Origin of the sequence: Sporosarcina sp. P3 (genome assembly GCF_002743415.1) — a bacterium.
Lineage (GTDB): Bacteria > Bacillota > Bacilli > Bacillales_A > Planococcaceae > Sporosarcina > Sporosarcina ureae_A.
On sequence record NZ_PDZE01000002.1, the window covers coordinates 167,817 to 190,943 of the forward strand.

Genomic DNA, 23,127 nt, shown 5'->3' on the forward strand with positions numbered 1-23,127 from the left:
AAGAGGTAGTTGTAATGACGCAAATTGTAAACGTGGTCGGAGCAGGGTTAGCCGGAAGTGAGGCTGCTTGGCAATTAGCTAATAGGGGAATTCAAGTAAAACTATTTGAAATGCGTCCTGTGAAGCAAACCCCCGCCCATCATACAGATAAATTTGCGGAGTTAGTATGTAGCAACTCGTTACGTGCCAATAACCTGACGAATGCTGTCGGAGTGATCAAAGAAGAGATGCGTCAATTGAATTCATTGATTATCCAAGCCGCGGATGATTGTGCGGTACCTGCTGGCGGTGCGCTTGCAGTAGATCGTCACGAATTCGCAGGCAACGTCACTGAAAAGATCCGAAATCATCCGAATATAGAAGTGATCAATGAAGAAGTAGTGAAAGTACCGGAAGGAATTACAGTAATTGCCTCTGGTCCACTCACTTCACCAGTATTAGCTGAAGAAATACGGCAGCTGACTGGAGAAGATTACTTATACTTCTATGATGCGGCAGCCCCAATCGTAGAAGCCGATTCCATCGATATGGATAAAGTGTATTTGAAGTCACGTTATGATAAAGGTGAAGCAGCATATTTAAATTGCCCTATGAATAACGAAGAATTCGAACGATTTTATGAAGCTTTAACCTCAGCTGAAGTTGCACCTTTAAAGGATTTTGAAAAAGAACTTTACTTTGAAGGATGTATGCCAATCGAAGAGATGGCGAAGCGCGGTGTCAAGACGATGTTATTCGGTCCGTTAAAACCGGTTGGACTTGAAGATCCTAAGACAGGAAAAGAGCCAAAAGCGGTTATTCAGTTACGACAGGATAACGCGGCGGGCACATTATATAACCTAGTAGGATTTCAGACACATCTAAAATGGGGAGCGCAAAAAGAAGTATTAAAATTGATACCTGGATTGGAAAATGTGGATATCGTGCGCTATGGTGTGATGCATCGTAATACATTTATCAACTCACCTAGAGTATTGAACTGCACATATCAACTTAAAACACAGCCAACCATCCTATTTGCGGGTCAAGTAACAGGTGTAGAAGGCTATGTTGAATCAGCAGGGTCAGGATTGATTGCAGGTATTAATGCGGCGCAGCTGGCAAAGGGCGAGAAGCCAGTCCGTTTTCCGAGAGAAACAGCTCTTGGCAGCATGGCGCGTTATATTACCGAAGCCGACCCAACGAATTTCCAGCCGATTAACATCAATTTTGGATTATTCCCTGAGCTAAATAGGCGGTATAGAACAAAAGCCGAACGAGCAAACAAACATGCGACGCGCGCATTGGATGCATTGCAAGAATTTAAATTAATGACAAACATATAACTGAAGATCGAACTCCACGTAATCGGAGTTCTGTCTTCAGTTTTTTTGTTGTACTAGCCATGTGCAACTTCTTACTAGATATGACGTCATATATTTCGGGAGAATTAATCGCGGATATGAAGAAAATTCCTTAGCTGTTAAAGTAATTTGACTGTTATGTGACGAAAATAGTTCTTATATTTAAAAATGATCAAGAATCAGTTTTTCAAAGTTGCCCTAAATTCCTTGCTAATGTATAGTGTTTTATGGACAACATTCGACTTTGGCAGTTTATTTCGAACTGTATGTAATCAATAACCTTTCAAATCTTCAGGTGCACGTTGTACGATGATAAATTCGTATCGAGGTGATCAAATGATTCCTGAAATAAAACAATTGGCAGACGAATATGTATCTTATATTCGACTAGAGAAAAACTACTCGTCCTACACCGTCGCGGAGTATGAAAACGATCTTCGGGATTTTTTATTGTTCCTGCAAGAAGAGGGAATCGAGAAATTAGAAGAAGTCGATTACCCTGTGGCTAGGCTGTATATAACACGATTATATGATCGTTCTTATGCAAGAACTAGCATTTCCAGGAAAATATCAGCCATCCGCTCATTTTACACATTCATGAATGCTCGATACGGGATTGAAGATCAAGCATTTAGATTATTGTATCATCCGAAGCAAGAAGAACGCCTTCCTGCTTTTTTCTATCAGCAAGAGTTGGAAAAGCTTTTTGAAGTCACGATGGGAGAAGATTTTCGCTCTTTGCGAGACCGTGCTTTACTCGAGTTGCTATATGCAACGGGGATCCGTGTCGGTGAATTAGTAGAAATCGAAGTGCAAGATGTGGATCATTATTTAAGCATTGTGAAAGTAATGGGTAAAGGACGAAAAGAACGATTTGTGCCATTCGGAAGTTTTGCAGAGGAAGCGTTGCAAAACTATATAGAAAGTAGTCGCCCACAATTGATGAAGCAAAAGAAGCATGCAAAGTTGTTCGTCAATCTGCGTGGTGACCCTCTGACGGATCGCGGTGTGCGCTATGTATTAGATGGTTTAATGGAGAAAGCATCTCTGCATACAAATATTACACCACATATGATCCGGCATACGTTTGCGACACATTTGCTTGGGGCTGGAGCAGATCTTCGGTCAGTACAAGAATTGCTGGGACATAGCCATCTATCTTCAACTCAGGTCTATACCCATATCACAAATGAACACTTACGTCAGACTTATTTACAAACGCACCCTCGTGCTTAGGAGGAACTATAATGAAATTTCATGCAACAACGATATTTGCTATTCATCATGATGGGCAATGTGCTATGTCAGGTGATGGGCAAGTGACGATGGGCGAGTCGGTCGTCATGAAGCACACAGCGAAGAAAGTCCGTAGATTATTTAACGGTAAAGTCTTAGCTGGTTTTGCTGGTTCTGTAGCAGATGCTTTTACGCTATTTGATTTATTTGAAGCTAAACTCAATGAATATGATGGCAATCTTCAGCGAGCGGCAGTTGAACTTGCTAAAGAATGGCGTGGAGATCGTATACTACGCAAATTAGAAGCATTGTTACTTGTTATGGATGAAAATACGCTATTACTCGTATCAGGTACTGGTGAAGTAATAGAGCCGGATGACGGGGTGTTGGCCATTGGTTCCGGGGGTAATTACGCACTAGCGGCCGGACGTGCATTGAAGAAACATAGCAGTGAATTGACAGCGAAAGAAATTGCTGAAATTTCACTTGAGACAGCAGCTGATATTTGTGTGTTCACCAATCATAATATTATCGTGGAGGTGCTTTAAGTGATGAAGCAAGAGATGACTCCTAAAGCGCTCACAGCGTATTTAAATCGTTATATTATTGGGCAAGAAAAAGCTAAGAAGGCAGTTGCTGTTGCTATGCGTAATCGTTATCGTCGTATGCAGTTGACTGCTGAAGAACAAGAAGAGGTCATTCCCAAAAACATTTTGATGATTGGACCTACAGGTGTTGGGAAAACAGAGATTGCCCGAAGAATTGCCAAATTGATTCATGCACCTTTCGTAAAAGTCGAAGCGACAAAGTTTACGGAAGTCGGATATGTAGGACGAGATGTTGAGTCCATGATTCGCGATTTAACTGAAGTTGGAGTACGCATGGTGAAAGAAGATATGCGCGAAGCGGTTAAAAAGCAGTCTCAAAAGTTAGCGGAAGAACGGTTAGTAAAGTTGCTAGTCCCTGAGGCGAAAAAAAATACAGAAGGTCAAAATCCTTTTGAAATGTTTTTCGGTCAAAAGACACAGCCAGAACCCGAACAAACAGAAGATCAATCTGAGATTAGACGCAAGCGTTCAGAGATCGCTGCGCAACTTGCAAGTGGTCAAATCGAAGAGAAAATGGTGACGGTAGACGTGCAAGCGCAACAACCCTCTCTATTCGATGCGTTGCAAGGGTCTGGTATGGATCAAATGTCGGGTATGCAAGACGCTTTATCTTCACTTATGCCGAAAAAGAAAGTTCAGCGTCGCATGAAAGTCAAAGATGCAAGAATTGTACTGGAAGCGGAAGAAGCGGATAAGTTAATTGATCAAGATGAAGTAGCGCGTAAAGGGATTGAGTTAACGGAACAAGCGGGAATTATTTTCCTTGATGAAATGGATAAAATCGCAAGTAGCAATCAAAAATCATCAGGTGAAGTGTCTCGTGAAGGTGTACAACGTGATATTTTGCCAATCGTCGAAGGTTCTACGGTTACAACCAAATATGGTGCTGTTAAGACCGATTATATTTTGTTCATTGCCGCAGGAGCATTCCATATGTCAAAACCGTCTGATATTATTCCGGAGTTGCAAGGTAGATTCCCGATTCGTGTAGAATTAGACAAATTGACAAAAGATGATTTTGAGCGCATACTGCGAGAACCAGATTTTTCTTTATTAAAACAATATGAACGACTTCTTGCGACAGAAGATGTCGAAATTGAATTTACAGATGAAGCAATTAGCAAGTTGGCTGAAATTGCGTTTGAGGTAAATAATGAAACAGAAAATATTGGTGCAAGAAGATTGCATACGATTTTGGAGAAGTTGCTAGAAGATTTATCATTCGAAGCGGCAGAAATCGGACCCGCATCTATCAAGATTACACCAGCATACGTAGATGAAAAGCTGGATGGAATTGTAAAGAACAAAGATTTGTCACAATTTATTCTATAAGGAAGTCGTAATAGTTTATTTAATGATTTAAAACCTTTAGAATATTCATTAAAGTCTGAAGAGAACCTTAAGGAGGAACAACAAAGATGAGTTTATTAGTTAAAACAAGAAAAATTAATGCGATGTTACAAGAAGGTGCAGGCGGTCCTGTAAACTTTAAAGAGATGGCAGAAGAACTAAGTGAGGTAATTGATTGTAACGCGTTTATCGTAAGTAGAAGAGGTAAATTACTTGGTTTAGAAATCCATCATCAAATTGACAATGAACGCATGAAGAAAATGTTCGAAGATCGTAAATTCCCTGAAGAGTATACGAATCGCTTATTCCAAATTAATGAAACATCTCCAAATATCGATATCGAGAGTGAACACACTGTATTCCCTATCGAAAACAAAGAACTATTCCAAGAAGGTTTAACTACAATCGTCCCAATTATCGGTGGTGGCGAACGCTTGGGTACTTTAATTCTTGCGCGACTAAAAGAGGGATTTACAGAAGATGATCTAATCCTTGCTGAATATGGTGCAACAGTAGTAGGCATGGAAATTTTACGTGAAAAATCAGAGGAAATTGAACATGAAGCGCGCAGTAAAGCAGTTGTGCAAATGGCGATTAACTCATTGTCTTATAGTGAACATGAAGCAATCGAACATATCTTTAAAGAGTTAGACGGTAATGAAGGGTTGCTTGTAGCCTCTAAAATCGCTGACCGTGTTGGAATCACACGTTCAGTAATTGTCAACGCACTTCGTAAACTTGAAAGTGCTGGGGTTATTGAATCACGTTCTCTAGGAATGAAAGGGACGTATATTAAAGTATTGAACGATAAATTCCTAGCAGAGCTTGAGAAACACAATTCATAAAATTAAATACTGTTTCAAAAGTAAATTGTTTAGAAACTGAAGGAACTTCCGTTATTACGGATTTTCTTCGGTTTTTTTATTGAAATCGTCCTATTTTGACGGGCTGGATTAATCTTATGTCTCAGATATACGAAATAGGAAATATCAATTACATTAGGCTTAGTGCGTTAGAATTGAATATAACTGAAAGAATACAGTAGCAAGTCATTTACACTATATAGTAATTGGTGATTAAATAACTTATGTTAAGATAAAAGCGATTTTTGTTCAATACATAAAATATAAATTTGTATGATACGAAGTAATTAGTAGCAGTATATAGACTACTCTGAATCCTTTTCGATAGTTATTTTATACTATAATTTTGTTTAGAAAACATTGGACAAAAATCATTAGTCTCAGCTACAATAGATTAGTAGAATAATAAAAAATGACCTATTTAGACAAGAATAGTATATAAGAGTAGTATAGTCTGAATTTTTTTTGAGAAAACCGCGAAAAATGTGGTAAATGAGGGAAAGGTGGGGGAACGATGGAGATTTATGGTGGTACCATCAACCTGCTTGAAAAAGGTTTAGATTATTCGTCTGCAAAAGGGAAAGCAATTTCGCAAAATATAGCGAATGCAGACACACCTAACTATAAAACTAAGAATGTTAATTTTAAAGAAGTGTTCTCGAATGAGAAAAGTAAGGGGCTAGAAGCGTACAAGACTGACTCGAGACATTTGGACTTTATCCATTCAACGACAAGTAAAACATGGGATTTATCAAATTTACGTTATCGACAAGACCGCAATGGTGTGGATATGGATAAAGAGCAAGCAGACTTAGCTGCCAATCAAATATATAACTCTGCTTTAATAGAACGATTAAATGGGAAATTCAATTCATTACAAAGTGTTATAAAAGGAGGCCGTTGATCATGAGTATATTTCATAGTCTGAACTCGTCGTCTTCTGCATTAACCGCTCAACGTCTTCGCATGGACGTCATATCCTCCAATATGGCGAATGTCGATTCGACTCGAGCAAAGCAAGTTGATGGCGAGTGGCAACCGTATAGAAGGAAAACTGTCACATTACAACCGAAAGATGGACAGTTTTCTTCATTCTTGCAAGTTGCAAAAGGCGTTCACTCACACGGTAATGCAGGAAATGGAGTGGTCGTATCACACGTGAAAGAAGATCGGGAGACACCGTTCAAATTGGTTTTTGACCCCACTCATCCAGATGCGAATGAAGAAGGTTATGTAGAAATGCCAAACATCGACCCTTTACGTGAAATGATTGATTTAATGTCCGCAACCAGATCGTATGAAGCGAATGTAACCGCATTGAATGCAAATAAATCTATGTTAATGAAAGCATTAGAGATAGGAAGATAAAATAGGAGTGAACTAGATGGCCATACAATCAATTACAGGTGCTATGCCTACCACGTCGATTCAGCAACCTGAAGTTAAAGCACAAAGAACGCCTTTTGAAGCCCAGCAGAACTTCTCAGCAATGTTAAACGACGCGATTCATCAAGTAAACCAAACACAAAAGGTCTCAGATTCTATGACGACAAAACTTGTTAAAGGTGAAGATGTCGATTTACATAATGTGATGATCTCAGCACAAAAAGCGAGTATTGCATTCAATGCAACAATGGAAGTGCGCAATAAAGTGGTAGAAGCATACCAAGAAATCATTAGAATGCCTGTCTAACAGATAGAAAGCGCTAGGCGAAAGAGTGGATCTAACCTAGTGAGGCTGACCGGGGGATTAGAATGAAAGAAAGATTGACAAAACTCAAAGCGGATCTCAAAGCTTTCTGGGAAAGTCGAACGAAAAATCAAAAAATTATATATATAACGACAGCCGCCAGCATAATTGCGTTGGCAGTTTTTTTAACAGTGGCTATGTCACGTACTACATATGTAACGCTTTATTCAGAGGTATCACCATCTGAAATTGGGCGAATAAAAGAAGTACTTGAGGGACAAGGGGTACCTTATCAAGTAGAGCCCGGGGGTACTGCAATATCAGTACCTGAAAAACAATTGGATAATCTACGCGTATCGCTCGCAGCTGAAGGTTTCCCAGATTCCGGTCTGATCGATTATTCGTTCTTCTCGGATAATGCTGGGTTCGGTACTACAGACAATGAATTTAATATGATTAAGGTTGCTGCGATGCAAACAGAATTAGCAAATCTAATAAAGGGTATAGAAGGTATTAAGGACGCAAAAGTGATGCTTACCTTACCGACAGAAGGCATTTTTGTAAACGACACGACATCAGAAGCTAGTGCAGCGATTATGTTGAAGACGAATCCAGGACAAAACTTTTCTGAACAACAAATCACATCCCTTTATAATCTAGTCTCAAAAAGCTTACCTAATCTATCTAATGAAAATATCGTCATCCAGAACCAATACTTTGAGTATTTCGATCTGAAAGATTCAGGAAATTCTTATGGGGCAAGTGTCACTGATCAAATGGGTGTGAAAAAGACCATTGAGCGCGACTTGCAACGGCAAGTTCAATTGATGCTCGGTACGTTGATGGGACAAGATAAAGTAGTTGTTTCCGTTACGACAGATATCGATTTTAAGAAGGAAAAACGTGAAGAGAATCTGGTTACACCTGTAGATCCGGAGAATATGGAAGGCATTGCGTTGAGCGTGCAACGGATAACTGAGTCATTTTCAGGTACGAACCCGGGAGTGGGGGGTACGCCTGAAGGAGAAGATCCGACTGATAACCGCACTACCTATGTGGAAGGTGAAAATGGAGACGGAGATTACGAACGTCTCGAAGAAACGATTAATAATGAAGTAAATAGAATCAGAAAAGATATAGTGGAGAGCCCATACAAAATTAGTAATATCGGTATACAAGTGATGATTGAACCTCCTACTGCGGATGACCCAACTTCATTGGCACCCGAAGTACGGCAAGATGTTGAACGTATTCTAGAAACCATCGTACGTACCTCCTTGGATACAGAAGTAGCTGGAGAATTAACAGAAGAGATATTAGCTGAGAAAATAGCGGTTTCTGTTCAGCCGTTAAAGGGGAAAAATATGGTCTTTGAAGATACTAAGACAATCATCCCTTGGTGGATATATTTGATTGGCGGTGTCTTGTTACTTGCAATTATTGTTCTTGTGATCTTGTTCTTGAGAAAGAGACGTAATGAAGCACAAATAGAAGAAGAGTTGGCTGAAGAACAAGCTCAGACTCAATTAGATTCAGTACAAGTCGATGATATCAACTTAGAACAAGAGACAGAAGCGACAGCACGCAGAAAACAGCTAGAAAAAATGGCTAAAGATAAACCAGAAGAATTTGCGAAATTATTACGAACGTGGATCACCAAGGAGTAACGGAGGGGTTTAGTTGGTTAAGAAAGATAAAGACATGTCAGGAAAACAAAAAGCTGCTCTTTTGCTTATCTCTTTGGGTCCTGAGGTTTCGGCTTCTATCTATAAGCATTTGAATGAAGAAGAGATTGAGCAACTGACATTGGAGATTTCAGGTGTGAAAAAAGTAGAATCCTCTGTAAAAGAAGAGATTATTGAGGAATTTCACAATATTGCGCTTGCGCAGGATTACATTTCTCAAGGTGGTATTGGCTATGCCAAGACAGTGCTTGAAAAAGCACTGGGAAAAGACCATGCCCAAGCAATTATTAACCGTCTAACATCTTCACTCCAAGTGCGACCGTTTGATTTTGCAAGACGTGCAGAACCATCACAAATATTAAATTTCATCCAAAATGAACACCCACAGACGATTGCATTGATTTTGTCATATCTGGAAGCGGAGCAGGCGGGTTTAATCCTGTCACAGCTTCCGCAAGAAATGCAAGCTGATATTGCAAAGCGAATTGCTACAATGGAATCCACTTCACCTGAAGTAATCAGTGAGATAGAAGCTGTACTTGAACGGAAATTATCGTCTACTGTAACTCAAGACTTTACTGAAACTGGCGGAGTAGACGCAGTCGTTGAAGTGCTAAATGGGGTAGATCGTTCGACGGAGAAAACGATTCTCGATGCTCTTGAAATACAAGATCCTGAGCTCGCCGAAGAGATTCGCAAAAGAATGTTTGTGTTTGAAGATATTATTACATTGGATAACCGTTCAATTCAGCGTGTCATCCGTGACTGTGAAAATGAAGATTTGATTTTAGCGATGAAAGTATCTAGTGAAGAAGTAAAAGATATCTTATTCAAGAACATGTCACAACGTATGGCAGAGTCGTTCAGGGAAGAGATGGATGTAATGGGGCCTGTGCGACTGCGTGACGTGGAAGAAGCACAATCCCGCATCGTAGGAATTATCCGAAGACTTGAAGATGCAGGCGAAATCATCATAGCGCGTGGTGGAGGAGATGACATCATTGTCTAATTTGTTTCGTTCTGAGCGAACTGTCATGAATCAACATCCAACAAAAGCAATATCGATACGTAATTTGCAATCATTGGAACCAGATGAAAAAGTGGAAGAGCCCATCGATACAGGCATGATGTTCATGGAACGCAATCGCCTATTACAAGAGATGGAGCAACGTAAAAACATTGTAGATGCCGAAATAAAACAGCGATTAGAGCAAGCGGCAGCGGATATCGAATCAATGCATGCAGCTTGGGCACGAGAAAAAGAAGAATTACAGCAACGAGCATATGACGAGGGATTTCAAGTTGGATTCGATGATGGACGCAATAAAGCGATGGCTGAAATGCGTGAAATGATAAATGCTGCGAACGAAACTACTACATTATCTTACGAGAATGCGACACAATATTTAATCAATCAAGAACGAGTAATTTTGGACATCGGAATGAAGTCGGCGGAACGGATTATTAATAAAGTGATAGAAGAAGACGATGAGACGTATTTATCCATCGTGCGAAAAGGAATTAAAGAAGCGCAAGAAAGCAAAGAGATAAAACTATTCGTCCCAACTGAACAGTTTAAAATGGTCACGACGCATCGCGCTGAGCTCGCATCAATTTTTCCGCCTGAAACTCCATTCCTTATTTTCGTCAATGAAAATTTCAATGCAACAGACTGCTTTATCGAAACGAACCATGGCCGAATCGTAGTGAGTATAGATGAGCAACTGAATGAACTGAAAGAACAATTGGTGAAAATCATGGAGGACGGTGTGTGAATTTGAAAAAAGCCGAAGATTTAATTCCGATTATCCCAAATATCAATACAATGAAAAAATATGGTCGAGTAATACGAGTTGTTGGATTGCTTATAGAATCGGAAGGTCCCGAATCATCGATCGGAGACGTATGTTTTATTCATTTGAACATTCCTGAAGGAGGACTTTCCTTAATTCAAGCGGAAGTCGTAGGTTTTAGAGAAGAAATTGTCATGCTGATGCCTTACACGGATATACGCAATATTTCAAGTGGCTGTCTAGTCGAAACATTGGGCAAACCACTCGAAGTAAAAGTCGGTATGAATCTATTAGGACAAGTCCTGGATTCTTTAGGAAGACCTATTGACTCAAGCCCCTTACCTAAAGGCTTGGCAACTGTGCGTACAGAAAACAGTCCACCAAACGTTTTAACACGTCCTACTATTAATGACAAGTTAGCTGTAGGAGTGAAAGCAATCGATGGGATGTTAACGGTAGGCAGCGGTCAACGTGTAGGGATTTTTGCGGGTTCTGGTGTCGGCAAAAGTACATTGCTTGGGATGATTGCACGTAATACGGAAGCGGATATCAACGTGATCGCACTTATAGGGGAACGCGGCCGTGAAGTTCGTGAGTTCATCGACAGAGACCTAGGTCCAGAAGGCTTAAAGAAAACCATTGTAGTCGCCGCCACTTCAGATCAGCCAGCACTGATGCGAATCAAAGGTGCCATGACAGCGACAGCGATTGCAGAATACTTCCGAGATAAAGGTCTGAACGTCATGCTGATGATGGACTCAGTCACACGTGTAGCTATGGCGCAGCGTGAGATTGGTCTAGCGGTCGGAGAACCACCTGCAACCCGAGGATACACCCCTTCTGTTTTCGCTATTTTACCTAAGCTTTTGGAACGAAGTGGTACAAATGAAAAAGGTGCTATCACTGCATTTTACACCGTGCTGGTAGATGGTGACGATATGAATGAGCCGATAGCGGATGCTGTTCGAGGAATTCTCGACGGTCATATAGTCTTAGACCGAACGCTTGCCAATAAAGGTCAGTACCCTGCGATCAATGTTTTGAAAAGTGTTAGTCGTCTGATGAATCATATAGCAGACCCTGAGCATTTGAAAGCAGCCGCAAAACTACGCGAACTGTATTATGCCTATGATAAATCCGAAGATTTGATTAATATTGGTGCATATAAAAAAGGGACGTCACGAGAAATTGACGAAGCGATTGAATATGAACCGATCATTACCGATTTTCTTAAACAAAAATTTAATGAGAATATACAATTGGAAGATACGGTAAATGAAATGATCGCGTTAGCTTCTGGAGGAGGAGAGCGCAGATGACTTCTTTCTATTATCGTTTTGACAAAGTACTGAATTTACGTGAACAAGAACGTGATGAAACGGAGATGGCATATAAAGAAGCGATTGAAGAATTTGAAAAAATTGCAACGCAACTGTATGACCAAATGAAAAAGAAAGAAAATGTCTTGGAAGAGCAACAACAACGAATGAACACAGGTTTTTCCATTGATGACTTGCACAGCTACTCCCGATTTATTAACACATTAGACTTATCGATTGATCATATTCAGCAAGAGGTAATGAAGTCTCGTTCGAAAATGAATTGGTATGAGTCTCAATTGCTGGAGAAAAATATCGAAGTGAAGAAGTTTGAAAAAATGAAAGAGATTGGGAAAGAACAACATGATGCCGAAATGGAACACATAGAGACAAATCGGATTGACGAACTATCAACAATGAAATTTCGTTCAAGAGAAGACGGGTGGTAAAGTGGCTAAGTTAAAAAAGAAAAAAGAAGTTGGAAAACCAATAGAGGGACAAAGTAAAAAGTCTATTGGCTTTTTCCAAATACTGCTCGCATGGATTATCATCCCTCTTATGTTCACGATGGCAGTCGTTTTAATCATAGCTAAAGTAGCTGATGTAAACGTTTTTGATCAGGCAAAAGAGTGGACAGCAAAAGTTCCGTTCCTAGAACAAAAAACACCTGATGAAAAGGTTGAGGGTGATGTAATACTGGAAGAACGTGTCATATCTCTTCAGGCAGAGATTCAAGAAAAAGAAGCGCAACTATTTGAAGTTCAAGATGAACTTACACAAGTAAAAGATTCAAATGAAACACTTGTGATAGAGAAAGAAAAGCTGAATGAAGAAATCGAGAAACTAAAACTCGCGCAAAGTGAATCGAAGCGTGAATTCAAAGAAATCATTACGACGTACGAGCAAATGTCGGCCAAATCTTCAGCTCCTGTCATTACAAAAATGGGAGACGCAGAAGCCGTTCAAATATTATCTAGTCTAAAGCCCGCTACTTTAGCGGCTATACTAGAGAAAATGTCCCCTGAAAATGCTGCTAAATATACATCTATGCTTACAAAGTAGTATAATAGTAATTGAGGGAGGTGAAAAAGTGAATGTAGGACTATTAATGGGTGTAGGTTCACCTAGCATTCCTGTAAATTCATCCGCTGCTACAGCAAATATTGAAGGCGAAGGGTTTGGAAGTATATTTCAAAGTCTGATGTCTGCAACAGCTATACCTGCTAAACAGCAGACGCAGGGTATCGATCAGGAGTTAACGAAAGTACTTGGCGATGTACTTAACGCTGATTCGTTGGAAGAGCTAAAGGGGCTACTTGAAGAGTTAAAGCAGTCTGATAAATCTCCAACTATTGCCCAGATATTAAAAGACACAGGAATGATTCAAAGTACTTCAGTTAAGTTTAATGAAGATGTAAAGGGAGAGTTAGTGGATCTATCAGACCTGGATAAGTTACCTAGTCTGCAACAATTAGCACATCTTATTAGTGAAAAACCTGATAGACTAATAGAATCAATTACAAACGTACTAGAAGATGCTGGTATGACCAAAGAACAACTGGATCAGATAGCTGCAACAGGAGATATTTGGTTCGTGCTTGATGTATTACAAGAATTACCTACTGAAAAAGTTCAAGACGCTATACAGAACATAACACCTAAAGAATCAGTTGAATTGACAGCATTGCTTAAATCAATTGAACTAGTAGCACCTAAAATGGATTTATATACAAAACAAGTAGATCTCGTAAAAACGATTCAGCCGATTCTTTCACAAATTGCTAGTCAACTGGAACAAAAGACTATACATCCCGAAGTGAAACAACTTGTACACATTCCGAAAGCTATGCAACAGGTCATTCGATTCACGACGGAACAATCTGCCGCAGACACAAAGCAACAAGATCAACAATCTAAACCTGGTGAAACAGCTACTCCGGTTACAACCGCTTCACCGACTGAGACAAGGCCGGTATTCCAAATGAGCGCTACAGAAAAAGCAAAGGAAAGTCGAAGTGAAGCTTTGATGCGCGAATTCCAGGCAGTGCTAAACCGCGCAAACTTTGGTCAGACGAATGGAATGAATCGTATTTCAATCAAACTATATCCGGAACATCTCGGACAAGTCCGAATTGAATTGCTAGAGGTGAATGGTGTCATGACTGCAAGAATCTTAGCATCCACTGCCATGGCACGTGAAATGCTCGACAGCCAAATGCATCAGTTGCGTCATGCGTTTAATCAACAGAATTTGCAAGTAGATCGAATTGATTTATCACAAACACTGCAAGATCCGTCAAAGAGCGATCGAGAACAAGCTTTTAACAAGCAAAACCAGCAACAAAAAGAACAGGCTACTGATCATAATGAAACTCAAGAAGAACAGCAACAAACATTCCAAGAATTCATGATTGAACTGGAGGCGTAACCATTGCCAGAAGGAACAAATTCCACCACAACTAATAGTGCGATTACAGATTCCATGTATTTAGTCAATAAGCAACGCGATCAGCGAAAAACTGGGCCCGATACAATGGGAAAAGACGCATTCATGAAAATATTGATCGCACAGATGGCGAATCAAGATCCAACGAATCCGATGAAAGATACAGAGTTTGTCGCGCAAATGGCGCAGTTTTCATCACTGGAACAAACGATGAACTTAGCAAAGGCATTTGAGAAGTTCGCAGATTCACAAAATCAAAGTCAGTTAATTCAGTACAATAGCTTTGTAGGGAAAGAAATACGCTGGCATGAAGTATCAGATAAACAAGGTGAAGATAACCAGCCGATCATCAATGAAGGGACTGGCATCATACAGTCGATTAAGTATATCGACGGTTCGGTGATCTTCACGATGGCGGACGGCAAGGAACTGTCACCGGGAAACATTTCCGAAGTAATGGGGAATGGTTTTAATTCAAGCCCAGGAGCAGTCGGTCAACCAAACAGTCTAGTACAAGCCAGTATGCTGATTGGTAAGACGGTAGGCTATATGGAAGGTGAAGAAGAACGTACAGGGAAAGTCGTATCGGTTACAAATAAAGAAGGTAGTCTCCATTATGTATTGCAAGACGGTACGAAAGTTGAAGGCAAACAATTTACAACAATCAGTGAATAATTGAATGGAGCGATGTCATGAACAAGATCAATGCCCATCGCGTTCCATCACCGCCACTCATACGCCAAGGACAGATACAAGCGCAATCTAAGCAGTCATTTCTTGAACACTTACAGCAAGCAACGCAGCCAGAGAAATTAAAGATTAGTAAACATGCGAATGACCGGTTGCAAGAACGTGGCATTCAAATGACCGATGCAGAATGGGCGCGTATTACAGAAAAAGTAGACGAGGCGAAGAGGAAAGGAATCCGTGAATCACTCGTGTTGACTGATCAAGCCGCACTCATTGTCAGTGCAAAGAACTCAACCGTGATCACCGCGATGAACCGCATGGAAGCGAAAGATCAACTATTTACGAATATTGACGGCACGATACTACTCAGCTAAACACGGCAGGACCTTAACAGGATGCCAACTGCACCGCCGACTGATTGACGCGGTGCACTCTAAAACCGAGAGGGGAAACTTTACTATGATTCGCTCAATGTACTCAGGAATTTCTGGACTAAAGAACTTCCAAACGAAACTAGATGTAATTGGTAACAATATTGCTAACGTCAATACGCATGGATTTAAGAAGGGACGTACGGTTTTTAAAGATTTGTATTCGCAGAACGTGGCAGGAGCTTCGGCGCCTGGGGATATTCGTGGAGGAGTAAACCCTAAGCAAGTAGGATTAGGAGCGCAATTAGCTACTATTGATACTATTCATTCTGGTGGGTCTATGCAGACTACTGGAAATACATTAGATTTGGCAATCGAAGGCGATGGTTTTTTTGTAGTTAGAAATGGTGAAGGTATTGACGACAAACTCTACACAAGGGCGGGTAATTTTTATTTAGACAGTGGTGAAGAGGGTGCGGAGAGTGCGAGGATAGTAGACGGTGAGGGGCGCTTTTTATTGGATGAAAATGGCGATCCGATTGAAGTACCTTTAGCTGCTACATCACTTTCAATAGGACAAGATGGAGCCGTCAATTATGTTTTAAACGGTTTGTTAAACGATGGAGAAGAACCAAAGTATATAAGCTTGGCTAAATTCAATAATCCTGGAGGACTTCAAAAAGTAGGAGGCAATTATTATGAGCCTAGTGCGAACTCAGGGACTCCTTTAGAAGATAGGCCACTGGGAGATGGCGGACACGGTGCAATCAAATCCGGCTCCCTAGAAATGTCCAACGTAGACCTCTCAGAAGAATTCACAGAAATGATCGTTGCACAACGTGGATTCCAAGCCAACACGCGAATCATCACCACATCAGACGAAATCTTACAAGAACTAGTAAACTTGAAACGATAACATAGCATAGTTTGAAAAGGAGGGTCGGGCCGGCCTTGGCCTGGCCCCTTACATATGATTAAAGTGACAAGATTAAATCGAACGACTTTTACACTCAACGCATTGTACATAGAGAGAGTCGAGTCGTTTCCAGATACGACGATTACGTTGACGACTGGATCAAAGTACGTCGTTCTGGATTCAGCCGAAGAAGTAAACAGCCGGATCATTGAATTTTATCGTGCAGTCCAGCTACTATCCAATCCGCATATTCGGGGTGATGAAGAAGATGAAGAATAAATTATTGACGATTTCATTGATCATTTTAGTGAGTATTACGTTGATCGGTGTCGTGGCGGTCGTATTGATATTGAATTTCAACAAAGACAGTGAAGGAGAAGAAAAAGCACCGTCAATTGATGAAATTATTGAGTCGTCTGTGGATATGGAGGAAATTACAACGAACTTGTCTGGCCGTAATTTTGTCCGTATCTCTTTGAAAATCCAGACAGACAGTAAAAAGGCAGCAGAAGAATTAACAAAACGCGATTTTCAAGTGAAGAACCTAGCTATTCAAGAACTGTCGGAAATGACCACAAAAGATCTTGAAGGGAAAGCGGGAAAACAACAATTTGAAGATACTATTAAAGCGAAGTTAAACGAGCTGATGCAAGATGGTGAAATACAAAAGGTGTATATTGTCTCATATATCATCCAGTGACGGCTGGAGTAATCTACGAGAGAAGTGTGCGCGATGGGAGGTGGACCTATGTCAGCAGATGTACTGTCCCAAAATGAAATAGATGCGCTGCTGTCTGCTTTATCGACGGGTGAGATGTCAGCAGAGGAAATGAAAAAAGAAGAAGAAACTAGAAAAGTACGTGTCTATGACTTTAAACGTGCTCTTCGTTTCTCAAAAGATCAAATTCGTAGTCTGACAAGAATTCATGAAAACTTCGCGAGACTGCTCACGACGTACTTTTCGGCCCAATTGCGTACGTATGTCCAAATCAATGTGATGTCGGTAGATCAGATCCCGTTTGAAGAATTTATTAGCTCGATACCGAATATGACATTAATCAATATCTTCGATGTATCACCGCTCGAAGGGAATATTTTGATGGAAGTCAATCCGAATGTTGCGTATTCGATGTTGGAGCGACTGATGGGTGGTTTTGGATCGAGTTCGGGAAAAGCAGAAAATATGACAGAGATTGAAACGAAGATTTTGACCAATTTATTTGAACGTTCATTTGACAGCTTACGGGAAGCTTGGTCAGGGCTAATAGACATTGATCCGTATCTGACGGAGATGGAAGTCAATCCGCAATTTCTCCAAATGATTTCACCTAACGAAACGGTAATCGTTATTTCATTTAATATTATGATTGGAGAATCGAGTGGCATGATCAACATGTGTATTCCACACGTTGTGTTGGAGCCAATTATTCCGAACCTTTCTGTGCAGTATTGGATGCAGACGAATAAAAAAGAACCTACTGCTGAACAAAGTATAGAATTGGAAAGACGTATTAAAAATGCAACACTCCCTATAGTAGCTGACCTTGGAAAAGGACAAATTTCTATCGAAGATTTCTTGCATCTGCAGCTTGGCGATGTCATTTCACTAGACACAAGCATTGAGGAACCTCTAACGATAAGAATAGGGGAAAGACCTAAATTCACAGCGCAGCCTGGAAAGCTACGTAATCGTATGGCTGTTCAAATACTGGAAATTTTGAATACGGGAGAGGATGACGATGATGAGTGATAATATTCTCTCACAGGAAGAGATTGAAGCGTTGTTACGAGGTGAAACATTAGAACCTACAGAAGCAACTGAACCTGAACCCGAAGTTATCAATATTAGCGATTATTTGACCGAAATGGAGCAAGATGCATTAGGTGAAGTGGGGAATATCTCATTCGGAAGTTCAGCAACTGCACTTTCCGCTTTGCTCGGACAGAAAGTAGAAATCACCACACCACAAATTACATTAATCCAACGTGATAATTTGGAAGATGATTTCGTCCATCCATATGTAGCTATCAAGGTTGAATATACCGAGGGATTAAGCGGAGTTAACTTGTTGGTAATCAAACAAAGTGATGCGGCAATCATTGCAGACCTCATGTTGGGCGGAGATGGGATGGCACCGAATCAAGAGCTAAGTGAAATTCACTTGAGCGCGGTGCAAGAAGCGATGAATCAAATGATGGGATCTTCAGCGACTTCGATGTCTACTATCTTCAACAAAAAAGTAGATATTTCACCTCCTACTATTGATTTGATGAATATTCAAATAGATCAAGGGACAGAAATTATTCCCGCACATAATTTATTGATTCGTGTGTCCTTCAATTTAAAAGTTGGCGAGTTGATTGATTCTGATATTATGCAATTATTTCCGTTGGAGTTTGGTAAAAAGCTAGTGTCTTCACTAATGGGAGAAGAAGAAGCGGCAACCATGACGGAAGTACCACCTAGTCCGCAAGCACCTCCATACTCTGAACCGGAGCCTGCATATGCGCCAGAACCTGCACCTATACAACCACAATCGCAATCGCAATCGCAATATCAAGCACCGCCTGTTCAGGAGCCTTCTGCACCTCGACAGACTCAAGCGCCAGTGCATGTCCAGCAAGCAGAGTTCGCTAGTTTCCAAGCTCCTTCTTTGAATAAGGAAGAATCAAATAATTTAAATTTACTACTTGATATACCCCTTCAAGTAACAGTAGAATTAGGACGTACGAAGCGTTCCGTGAAGGAAATTCTCGAAATGTCTGGAGGTTCAATTATTGAACTAGATAAATTGGCAGGGGAGCCTGTCGATATATTAGTCAATAATCGCTATATTGCAAAAGGGGAAGTAGTCGTCATTGACGAAAACTTTGGAGTCCGCATTACAGATATTTTAAGTCAGATGGATCGGTTAAATAATTTACGATAGAAGATACTTGGAGGGATTATGAATGGGAAAACGAATTTTGGTAGTAGATGACGCGGCATTTATGCGCATGATGATTAAGGATATCTTAACAAAGAATGATTACGAAGTAGTAGGAGAGGCAGCGGACGGTGCGCAAGCTGTCGAAAAGTATAATGAACTGAAGCCCGACTTGGTAACAATGGATATTACGATGCCTGAAATGGACGGCATTGCTGCCTTGAAAGCAATTAAAAGTACGAATCCATCTGCAACTATCATCATGTGTTCCGCAATGGGACAACAAGCAATGGTAATCGATGCAATTCAAGCCGGAGCCAAAGACTTTATCGTTAAACCATTCCAGGCGGACCGTGTGATTGAAGCGATCGACAAAGCGTTGAGCTAACTGTCAATTATGAATGTAAAACGAATAATCCAATGTGTACTATTACTCATTCTGTGTTTTGCCATCATGCCATTTGCTTATGCAGAAACAGATCCTGACGTCAGTGTATCAGACTGTATTGGAAAAAATAAAGACTGCGAAGAAAAAGCACCAGCTGCAGAGAATGATAATCAAAAAGAAGTAACGAATAAGGAATTGGACGAGCCTAAAGGCCTTACAGCAAAAGATTATATTCGAACTCTTTTTGCATTCGTATTTGTAATCGGCTTGCTCGTGTGGTTACTACGTTTCATGAACAAACGTAATAGAAATTTTGACTCCAATCGACTGATGACAAATATGGGCGGAGTTCCGTTGGGTCAAAATAAATCTATTCAACTAGTGAAAATGGGTAATCATTATTTTGTAGTCGGTGTTGGAGAAAATGTACAGCTACTAAGGGAAATTGAAGATCCTGATGAAATTGCTGAGTTGCTCGCACGTTATGATCAAGGCAATGATGTTCAGAAGGGCATATTTTCACAATTATACTCACGGTTTTTCTCAAAAGCCGAGCATCCTTCTTCAGAAGAAGCTACATTCAGTCAATTGTTTTCTTCCAAAATGGATGAAATCAAAGCTGAACGTAAAGAACAATTAAAACGTTTAAATCGGAAGGAGAGCGACCGCGATGGTTGATTTTCTGGGCACATTTTCTGACAGTGATCCCACCAATGTCTCTACTTCCATTAAGATGTTGCTATTACTTACGGTGTTGTCACTTGCACCTGCGATTTTAATCCTGATGACTTCGTTTGCCAGGATTATTATTGTTTTATCATTTGTACGGACGGCGCTAGCTACGCAACAAATGCCTCCTAACCAAGTGTTGGTCGGATTAGCACTATTCCTGACATTTTTCATCATGTCGCCTGTGTTATCTCAAGTGAACGAAGAGGCGTTAACACCGTTGTTTGATGAGGAAATCAGTTTAGATGAAGCATATGAAAGGGCCAGCGTACCGTTCAAAGAATTTATGAGTCAACATACAAGGCAGAAAGATTTAGAATTATTCATGCGCTATAACCAGATGGAGCGACCAGATACGATTGAAGATATCCCGCTTACTATGATGGTACCTGCGTTTGCTCTCAGTGAAATTAAGACCGCGTTTCAAATGGGCTTTATGATTTTCATTCCTTTTCTTGTAATTGATATGATTGTTGCCAGTGTGCTCATGTCTATGGGTATGATGATGCTTCCACCGGTAATGATTTCCTTACCGTTCAAGATATTATTATTTGTTCTAGTTGACGGTTGGTATCTCATTATCCAGTCATTGCTACAAAGCTTTTAGGGAGGAATTTGAATGACGAGTGAATTTGTTATATCCATTGCAGAACGTTCAGTTTGGGTTATTCTCCTTGCATCAGGACCTCTCCTAATCGTAGCTTTAGTGACAGGACTTGCCGTAAGTATTTTCCAGGCAACTACACAAATTCAAGAGCAAACTTTGGCATTCGTACCGAAAATCGTAGCGGTCATGGTTGCCATCATATTTTTTGGACCTTGGATGTTATCGTACGTAACCAATTATGCGAGCGAAATTTTTTCTAATCTTTCCAGGTATATCGGGTGATTAAATGAATGAACTGATTCCGTCCTTACCTGCATTTTTGCTTATACTAACTCGTGTTACATCTTTTTTTGTAACACTGCCACTATTCTCTTACAAGACCATACCAGCTACGCAACGGTTACTGTTTGGGGCAATATTAGCCTGGATGATGTCATACTCCATTACGATGCCTGAACTGGACATCGATGGTCAATACATATTACTTGTACTTAAAGAAGCGGTAGTCGGCTTATCGATCGGCATTGCCGCTTTTATTATTATGTCGGCTATTCAAGTGGCAGGTGGATTTATTGACTTTCAGATGGGATTTGCCATTGCGAACGTTATTGATCCACAAACAGGCGCACAGTCTCCGTTGCTTGGACAGTTTCTTAATTCATTGGCGATGTTATTGTTACTAGTAGTTAATGGTCATCACTTGCTATTGGATGGAATATTTTACAGTTATGAGTTCGTACCAATCACCGCTATGTGGCCACCTTTTGGCAGTCCTAACATGGCAGAATTTATTGTCTTGACCTTTGCAAAATCTTTTGCAATTGCGTTTCAAATGGCGATTCCAGTCGTAGCCACATTATTCCTAGTTGATTTAGCGCTCGGTATAACGGCACGTGCTGTACCACAACTAAATATTTTTGTAGTGGGGTTCCCAATTAAAATTGGTGTCAGTTTCTTGGTAATCGTGACAATGGCCGGTGTATTCATCGTCGTAATGAAGAAAATTTTTGAAGTCATGATTGTGACGATGAGAAGTCTCATGATTCTGCTCGGAGGTGGCTGACTTGTTCTTAAGGCTAGATCTGCAATTCTTCGCCGGTGAGAAGACGGAAAAAGCTACTCCGAAAAAGCGAGAAGATTCCAGAAAGAAAGGACAAGTACTCAAGAGTCAAGACGTAACAGCTGCGATTGTACTTCTTTCTATTTTTATATTTATGTTCTTTGCCGCAGGTTTTATACGGGATCATTTCTTTGTCTTTTTTCGAGAATCTTTTACACACTTTATTCCCATAAAATCGTTGGATGAAGAACAAGTCATGTTAGTATACATAAGCATTATTAAACAAATGGCGATCATTTTATTGCCAATTATGTTGATAGCAGTTATTGCAAGTATCGCAGCAAACTTGCTACAGTTCGGTCTCTTATTCACTGCTGAAACATTAAAGTTTGATTTGAAGAAAATTGATCCAATTAAAGGGTTAAAACGAATTTTTTCTATTCGCGCTATAGTAGAGTTATTGAAATCCATATTGAAAATTTCTTTTATTGGAACCGCTACAACACTTATTGTATGGGGGAACTTGGGGCAAGTGCTCGACTTGGCATTTCGAACACCGCAAGTAACACTAGTGACTGTGGCGAAATTAGTCGGAATGATGGGGATTATTGCCTCATTGGTGTTATTGTTCATTTCCATTTTGGATTTTCTATATCAGAAATTTGATTATGAAAAAAATCTTAAAATGTCTAAACAAGATATTAAGGATGAAAGTAAAAATATGGACGGTGATCCGCTGATCAAATCGCGTATTAGGCAGCGTCAGCGTGAAATGGCGATGCGTCGAATGATGCAAGAGATACCGGAAGCGGATGTAGTCATCACCAATCCTACCCATTTTGCCATTGCGTTAAAGTACGATGAAGATCAAATGGATTCTCCAGTTGTTGTTGGAAAAGGTGCAGATTTTGTCGCACAAAAAATTAAAATGATCGCGGCCGAGCACGATATTGTCATGGTAGAAAATCGACCTCTAGCACGTGCTATGTATGACGAAGTAGAGATTGGTGATCGAATACCTGAGCAGTTCTTTAAAGCAATTGCAGAAGTTTTAGCGTATGTATATCGAATTCAAAAGAAAATTTAGGTTAGATAAGAAAGTAGGG

Annotated in this window: 28 protein-coding genes; all 28 read left to right on the forward strand. The window is 40.3% G+C overall.

Annotation, left to right across the window (positions count from 1 at the left end; all coding sequences use genetic code 11):
• Window positions 1–14: 14 nt before the first annotated feature.
• Window positions 15–1,325, forward strand: a complete 1,311-nt coding sequence (trmFO, locus tag CSV61_RS02975; RefSeq protein WP_083035419.1) for an FADH(2)-oxidizing methylenetetrahydrofolate--tRNA-(uracil(54)-C(5))-methyltransferase TrmFO — start codon at window positions 15–17, stop codon at window positions 1,323–1,325.
• Window positions 1,326–1,679: 354 nt separating this feature from the next.
• Window positions 1,680–2,579, forward strand: a complete 900-nt coding sequence (gene xerC / locus CSV61_RS02980; protein WP_099638225.1) for a tyrosine recombinase XerC — start codon at window positions 1,680–1,682, stop codon at window positions 2,577–2,579.
• Between the two features lie 8 nt (window positions 2,580–2,587).
• The gene (hslV, locus tag CSV61_RS02985; protein ID WP_099638052.1) at window positions 2,588–3,127 is read left to right on the forward strand and encodes an ATP-dependent protease subunit HslV; all 540 of its coding nucleotides are present in this window, start codon (window positions 2,588–2,590) and stop codon (window positions 3,125–3,127) included.
• Complete coding sequence (gene hslU / locus CSV61_RS02990; RefSeq protein WP_369824272.1) at window positions 3,128–4,519, forward strand: ATP-dependent protease ATPase subunit HslU; 1,392 nt, start codon at window positions 3,128–3,130, stop codon at window positions 4,517–4,519.
• An 86-nt stretch (window positions 4,520–4,605) separates the two neighbouring features.
• Window positions 4,606–5,382: a GTP-sensing pleiotropic transcriptional regulator CodY gene (gene codY, locus CSV61_RS02995; protein WP_083035421.1), complete on the forward strand. Its 777-nt coding sequence runs from the start codon at window positions 4,606–4,608 to the stop codon at window positions 5,380–5,382.
• 532 nt (window positions 5,383–5,914) lie between these two features.
• Complete coding sequence (gene flgB / locus CSV61_RS03000; protein ID WP_099638053.1) at window positions 5,915–6,304, forward strand: flagellar basal body rod protein FlgB; 390 nt, start codon at window positions 5,915–5,917, stop codon at window positions 6,302–6,304.
• 2 nt (window positions 6,305–6,306) lie between these two features.
• Window positions 6,307–6,768 (forward strand): flagellar basal body rod protein FlgC, encoded by a 462-nt coding sequence (gene flgC, locus CSV61_RS03005; protein ID WP_099638054.1) that lies wholly within the window; start codon window positions 6,307–6,309, stop codon window positions 6,766–6,768.
• Between the two features lie 16 nt (window positions 6,769–6,784).
• A complete protein-coding gene (gene fliE, locus CSV61_RS03010; protein WP_099638055.1) occupies window positions 6,785–7,093 on the forward strand; it encodes a flagellar hook-basal body complex protein FliE in 309 nt (102 codons plus the stop codon).
• Between the two features lie 62 nt (window positions 7,094–7,155).
• Entirely contained in the window at window positions 7,156–8,757 is a 1,602-nt protein-coding gene (fliF, locus tag CSV61_RS03015) for a flagellar basal-body MS-ring/collar protein FliF (RefSeq protein WP_099638056.1), read from the forward strand.
• A gap of 13 nt (window positions 8,758–8,770) precedes the next feature.
• Window positions 8,771–9,784 carry a flagellar motor switch protein FliG gene (fliG, locus tag CSV61_RS03020; RefSeq protein ID WP_029053210.1) on the forward strand — a complete coding sequence of 338 codons (1,014 nt, stop codon included), beginning with the start codon at window positions 8,771–8,773 and terminating at the stop codon, window positions 9,782–9,784.
• The gene (fliH, locus tag CSV61_RS03025; RefSeq protein ID WP_158233769.1) at window positions 9,777–10,550 is read left to right on the forward strand and encodes a flagellar assembly protein FliH; all 774 of its coding nucleotides are present in this window, start codon (window positions 9,777–9,779) and stop codon (window positions 10,548–10,550) included. Before fliG ends, fliH begins: the two co-directional genes overlap by 8 nt.
• Window positions 10,547–11,887, forward strand: a complete 1,341-nt coding sequence (fliI, locus tag CSV61_RS03030) for a flagellar protein export ATPase FliI (protein WP_099638058.1) — start codon at window positions 10,547–10,549, stop codon at window positions 11,885–11,887. Before fliH ends, fliI begins: the two co-directional genes overlap by 4 nt.
• Window positions 11,884–12,336, forward strand: coding sequence for a flagellar export protein FliJ (gene fliJ / locus CSV61_RS03035; protein WP_099638059.1), 453 nt, complete (start codon window positions 11,884–11,886; stop codon window positions 12,334–12,336). Before fliI ends, fliJ begins: the two co-directional genes overlap by 4 nt.
• Window position 12,337: 1 nt before the next feature.
• Window positions 12,338–12,949 (forward strand): MotE family protein, encoded by a 612-nt coding sequence (locus CSV61_RS03040; RefSeq protein ID WP_099638060.1) that lies wholly within the window; start codon window positions 12,338–12,340, stop codon window positions 12,947–12,949.
• A 28-nt stretch (window positions 12,950–12,977) separates the two neighbouring features.
• Entirely contained in the window at window positions 12,978–14,315 is a 1,338-nt protein-coding gene (locus CSV61_RS03045) for a flagellar hook-length control protein FliK (RefSeq protein WP_158233770.1), read from the forward strand.
• 3 nt (window positions 14,316–14,318) lie between these two features.
• On the forward strand, window positions 14,319–15,008 hold the full coding sequence (gene flgD, locus CSV61_RS03050; protein WP_233193501.1) for a flagellar hook assembly protein FlgD: 690 nt from the start codon (window positions 14,319–14,321) through the stop codon (window positions 15,006–15,008).
• Between the two features lie 17 nt (window positions 15,009–15,025).
• On the forward strand, window positions 15,026–15,397 hold the full coding sequence (locus tag CSV61_RS03055; RefSeq protein WP_099638062.1) for a TIGR02530 family flagellar biosynthesis protein: 372 nt from the start codon (window positions 15,026–15,028) through the stop codon (window positions 15,395–15,397).
• Between the two features lie 85 nt (window positions 15,398–15,482).
• Complete coding sequence (flgG, locus tag CSV61_RS03060) at window positions 15,483–16,310, forward strand: flagellar basal body rod protein FlgG (protein WP_099638063.1); 828 nt, start codon at window positions 15,483–15,485, stop codon at window positions 16,308–16,310.
• A 54-nt stretch (window positions 16,311–16,364) separates the two neighbouring features.
• Window positions 16,365–16,589, forward strand: a complete 225-nt coding sequence (locus CSV61_RS03065; RefSeq protein WP_083035434.1) for a flagellar FlbD family protein — start codon at window positions 16,365–16,367, stop codon at window positions 16,587–16,589.
• Window positions 16,579–17,010 carry a flagellar basal body-associated protein FliL gene (gene fliL, locus CSV61_RS03070; protein ID WP_099638064.1) on the forward strand — a complete coding sequence of 144 codons (432 nt, stop codon included), beginning with the start codon at window positions 16,579–16,581 and terminating at the stop codon, window positions 17,008–17,010. The genes CSV61_RS03065 and fliL overlap by 11 nt, the downstream gene beginning before the upstream one ends.
• A gap of 48 nt (window positions 17,011–17,058) precedes the next feature.
• The gene (gene fliM / locus CSV61_RS03075) at window positions 17,059–18,060 is read left to right on the forward strand and encodes a flagellar motor switch protein FliM (RefSeq protein ID WP_083035435.1); all 1,002 of its coding nucleotides are present in this window, start codon (window positions 17,059–17,061) and stop codon (window positions 18,058–18,060) included.
• Window positions 18,053–19,240, forward strand: coding sequence for a flagellar motor switch phosphatase FliY (fliY, locus tag CSV61_RS03080; protein WP_099638228.1), 1,188 nt, complete (start codon window positions 18,053–18,055; stop codon window positions 19,238–19,240). Before fliM ends, fliY begins: the two co-directional genes overlap by 8 nt.
• Window positions 19,241–19,262: 22 nt before the next feature.
• A complete protein-coding gene (locus CSV61_RS03085; RefSeq protein WP_083035436.1) occupies window positions 19,263–19,625 on the forward strand; it encodes a response regulator in 363 nt (120 codons plus the stop codon).
• Window positions 19,626–19,691: 66 nt separating this feature from the next.
• Window positions 19,692–20,303 carry a flagellar biosynthetic protein FliO gene (locus CSV61_RS03090; RefSeq protein WP_158233771.1) on the forward strand — a complete coding sequence of 204 codons (612 nt, stop codon included), beginning with the start codon at window positions 19,692–19,694 and terminating at the stop codon, window positions 20,301–20,303.
• On the forward strand, window positions 20,296–20,961 hold the full coding sequence (gene fliP, locus CSV61_RS03095) for a flagellar type III secretion system pore protein FliP (RefSeq protein ID WP_083035438.1): 666 nt from the start codon (window positions 20,296–20,298) through the stop codon (window positions 20,959–20,961). The genes CSV61_RS03090 and fliP overlap by 8 nt, the downstream gene beginning before the upstream one ends.
• Window positions 20,962–20,973: 12 nt before the next feature.
• Complete coding sequence (gene fliQ / locus CSV61_RS03100; protein ID WP_083035439.1) at window positions 20,974–21,243, forward strand: flagellar biosynthesis protein FliQ; 270 nt, start codon at window positions 20,974–20,976, stop codon at window positions 21,241–21,243.
• Between the two features lie 4 nt (window positions 21,244–21,247).
• A complete protein-coding gene (gene fliR / locus CSV61_RS03105; RefSeq protein ID WP_099638066.1) occupies window positions 21,248–22,024 on the forward strand; it encodes a flagellar biosynthetic protein FliR in 777 nt (258 codons plus the stop codon).
• A complete protein-coding gene (flhB, locus tag CSV61_RS03110) occupies window positions 22,017–23,108 on the forward strand; it encodes a flagellar biosynthesis protein FlhB (protein WP_099638067.1) in 1,092 nt (363 codons plus the stop codon). The genes fliR and flhB overlap by 8 nt, the downstream gene beginning before the upstream one ends.
• Window positions 23,109–23,127 lie beyond the last annotated feature (19 nt).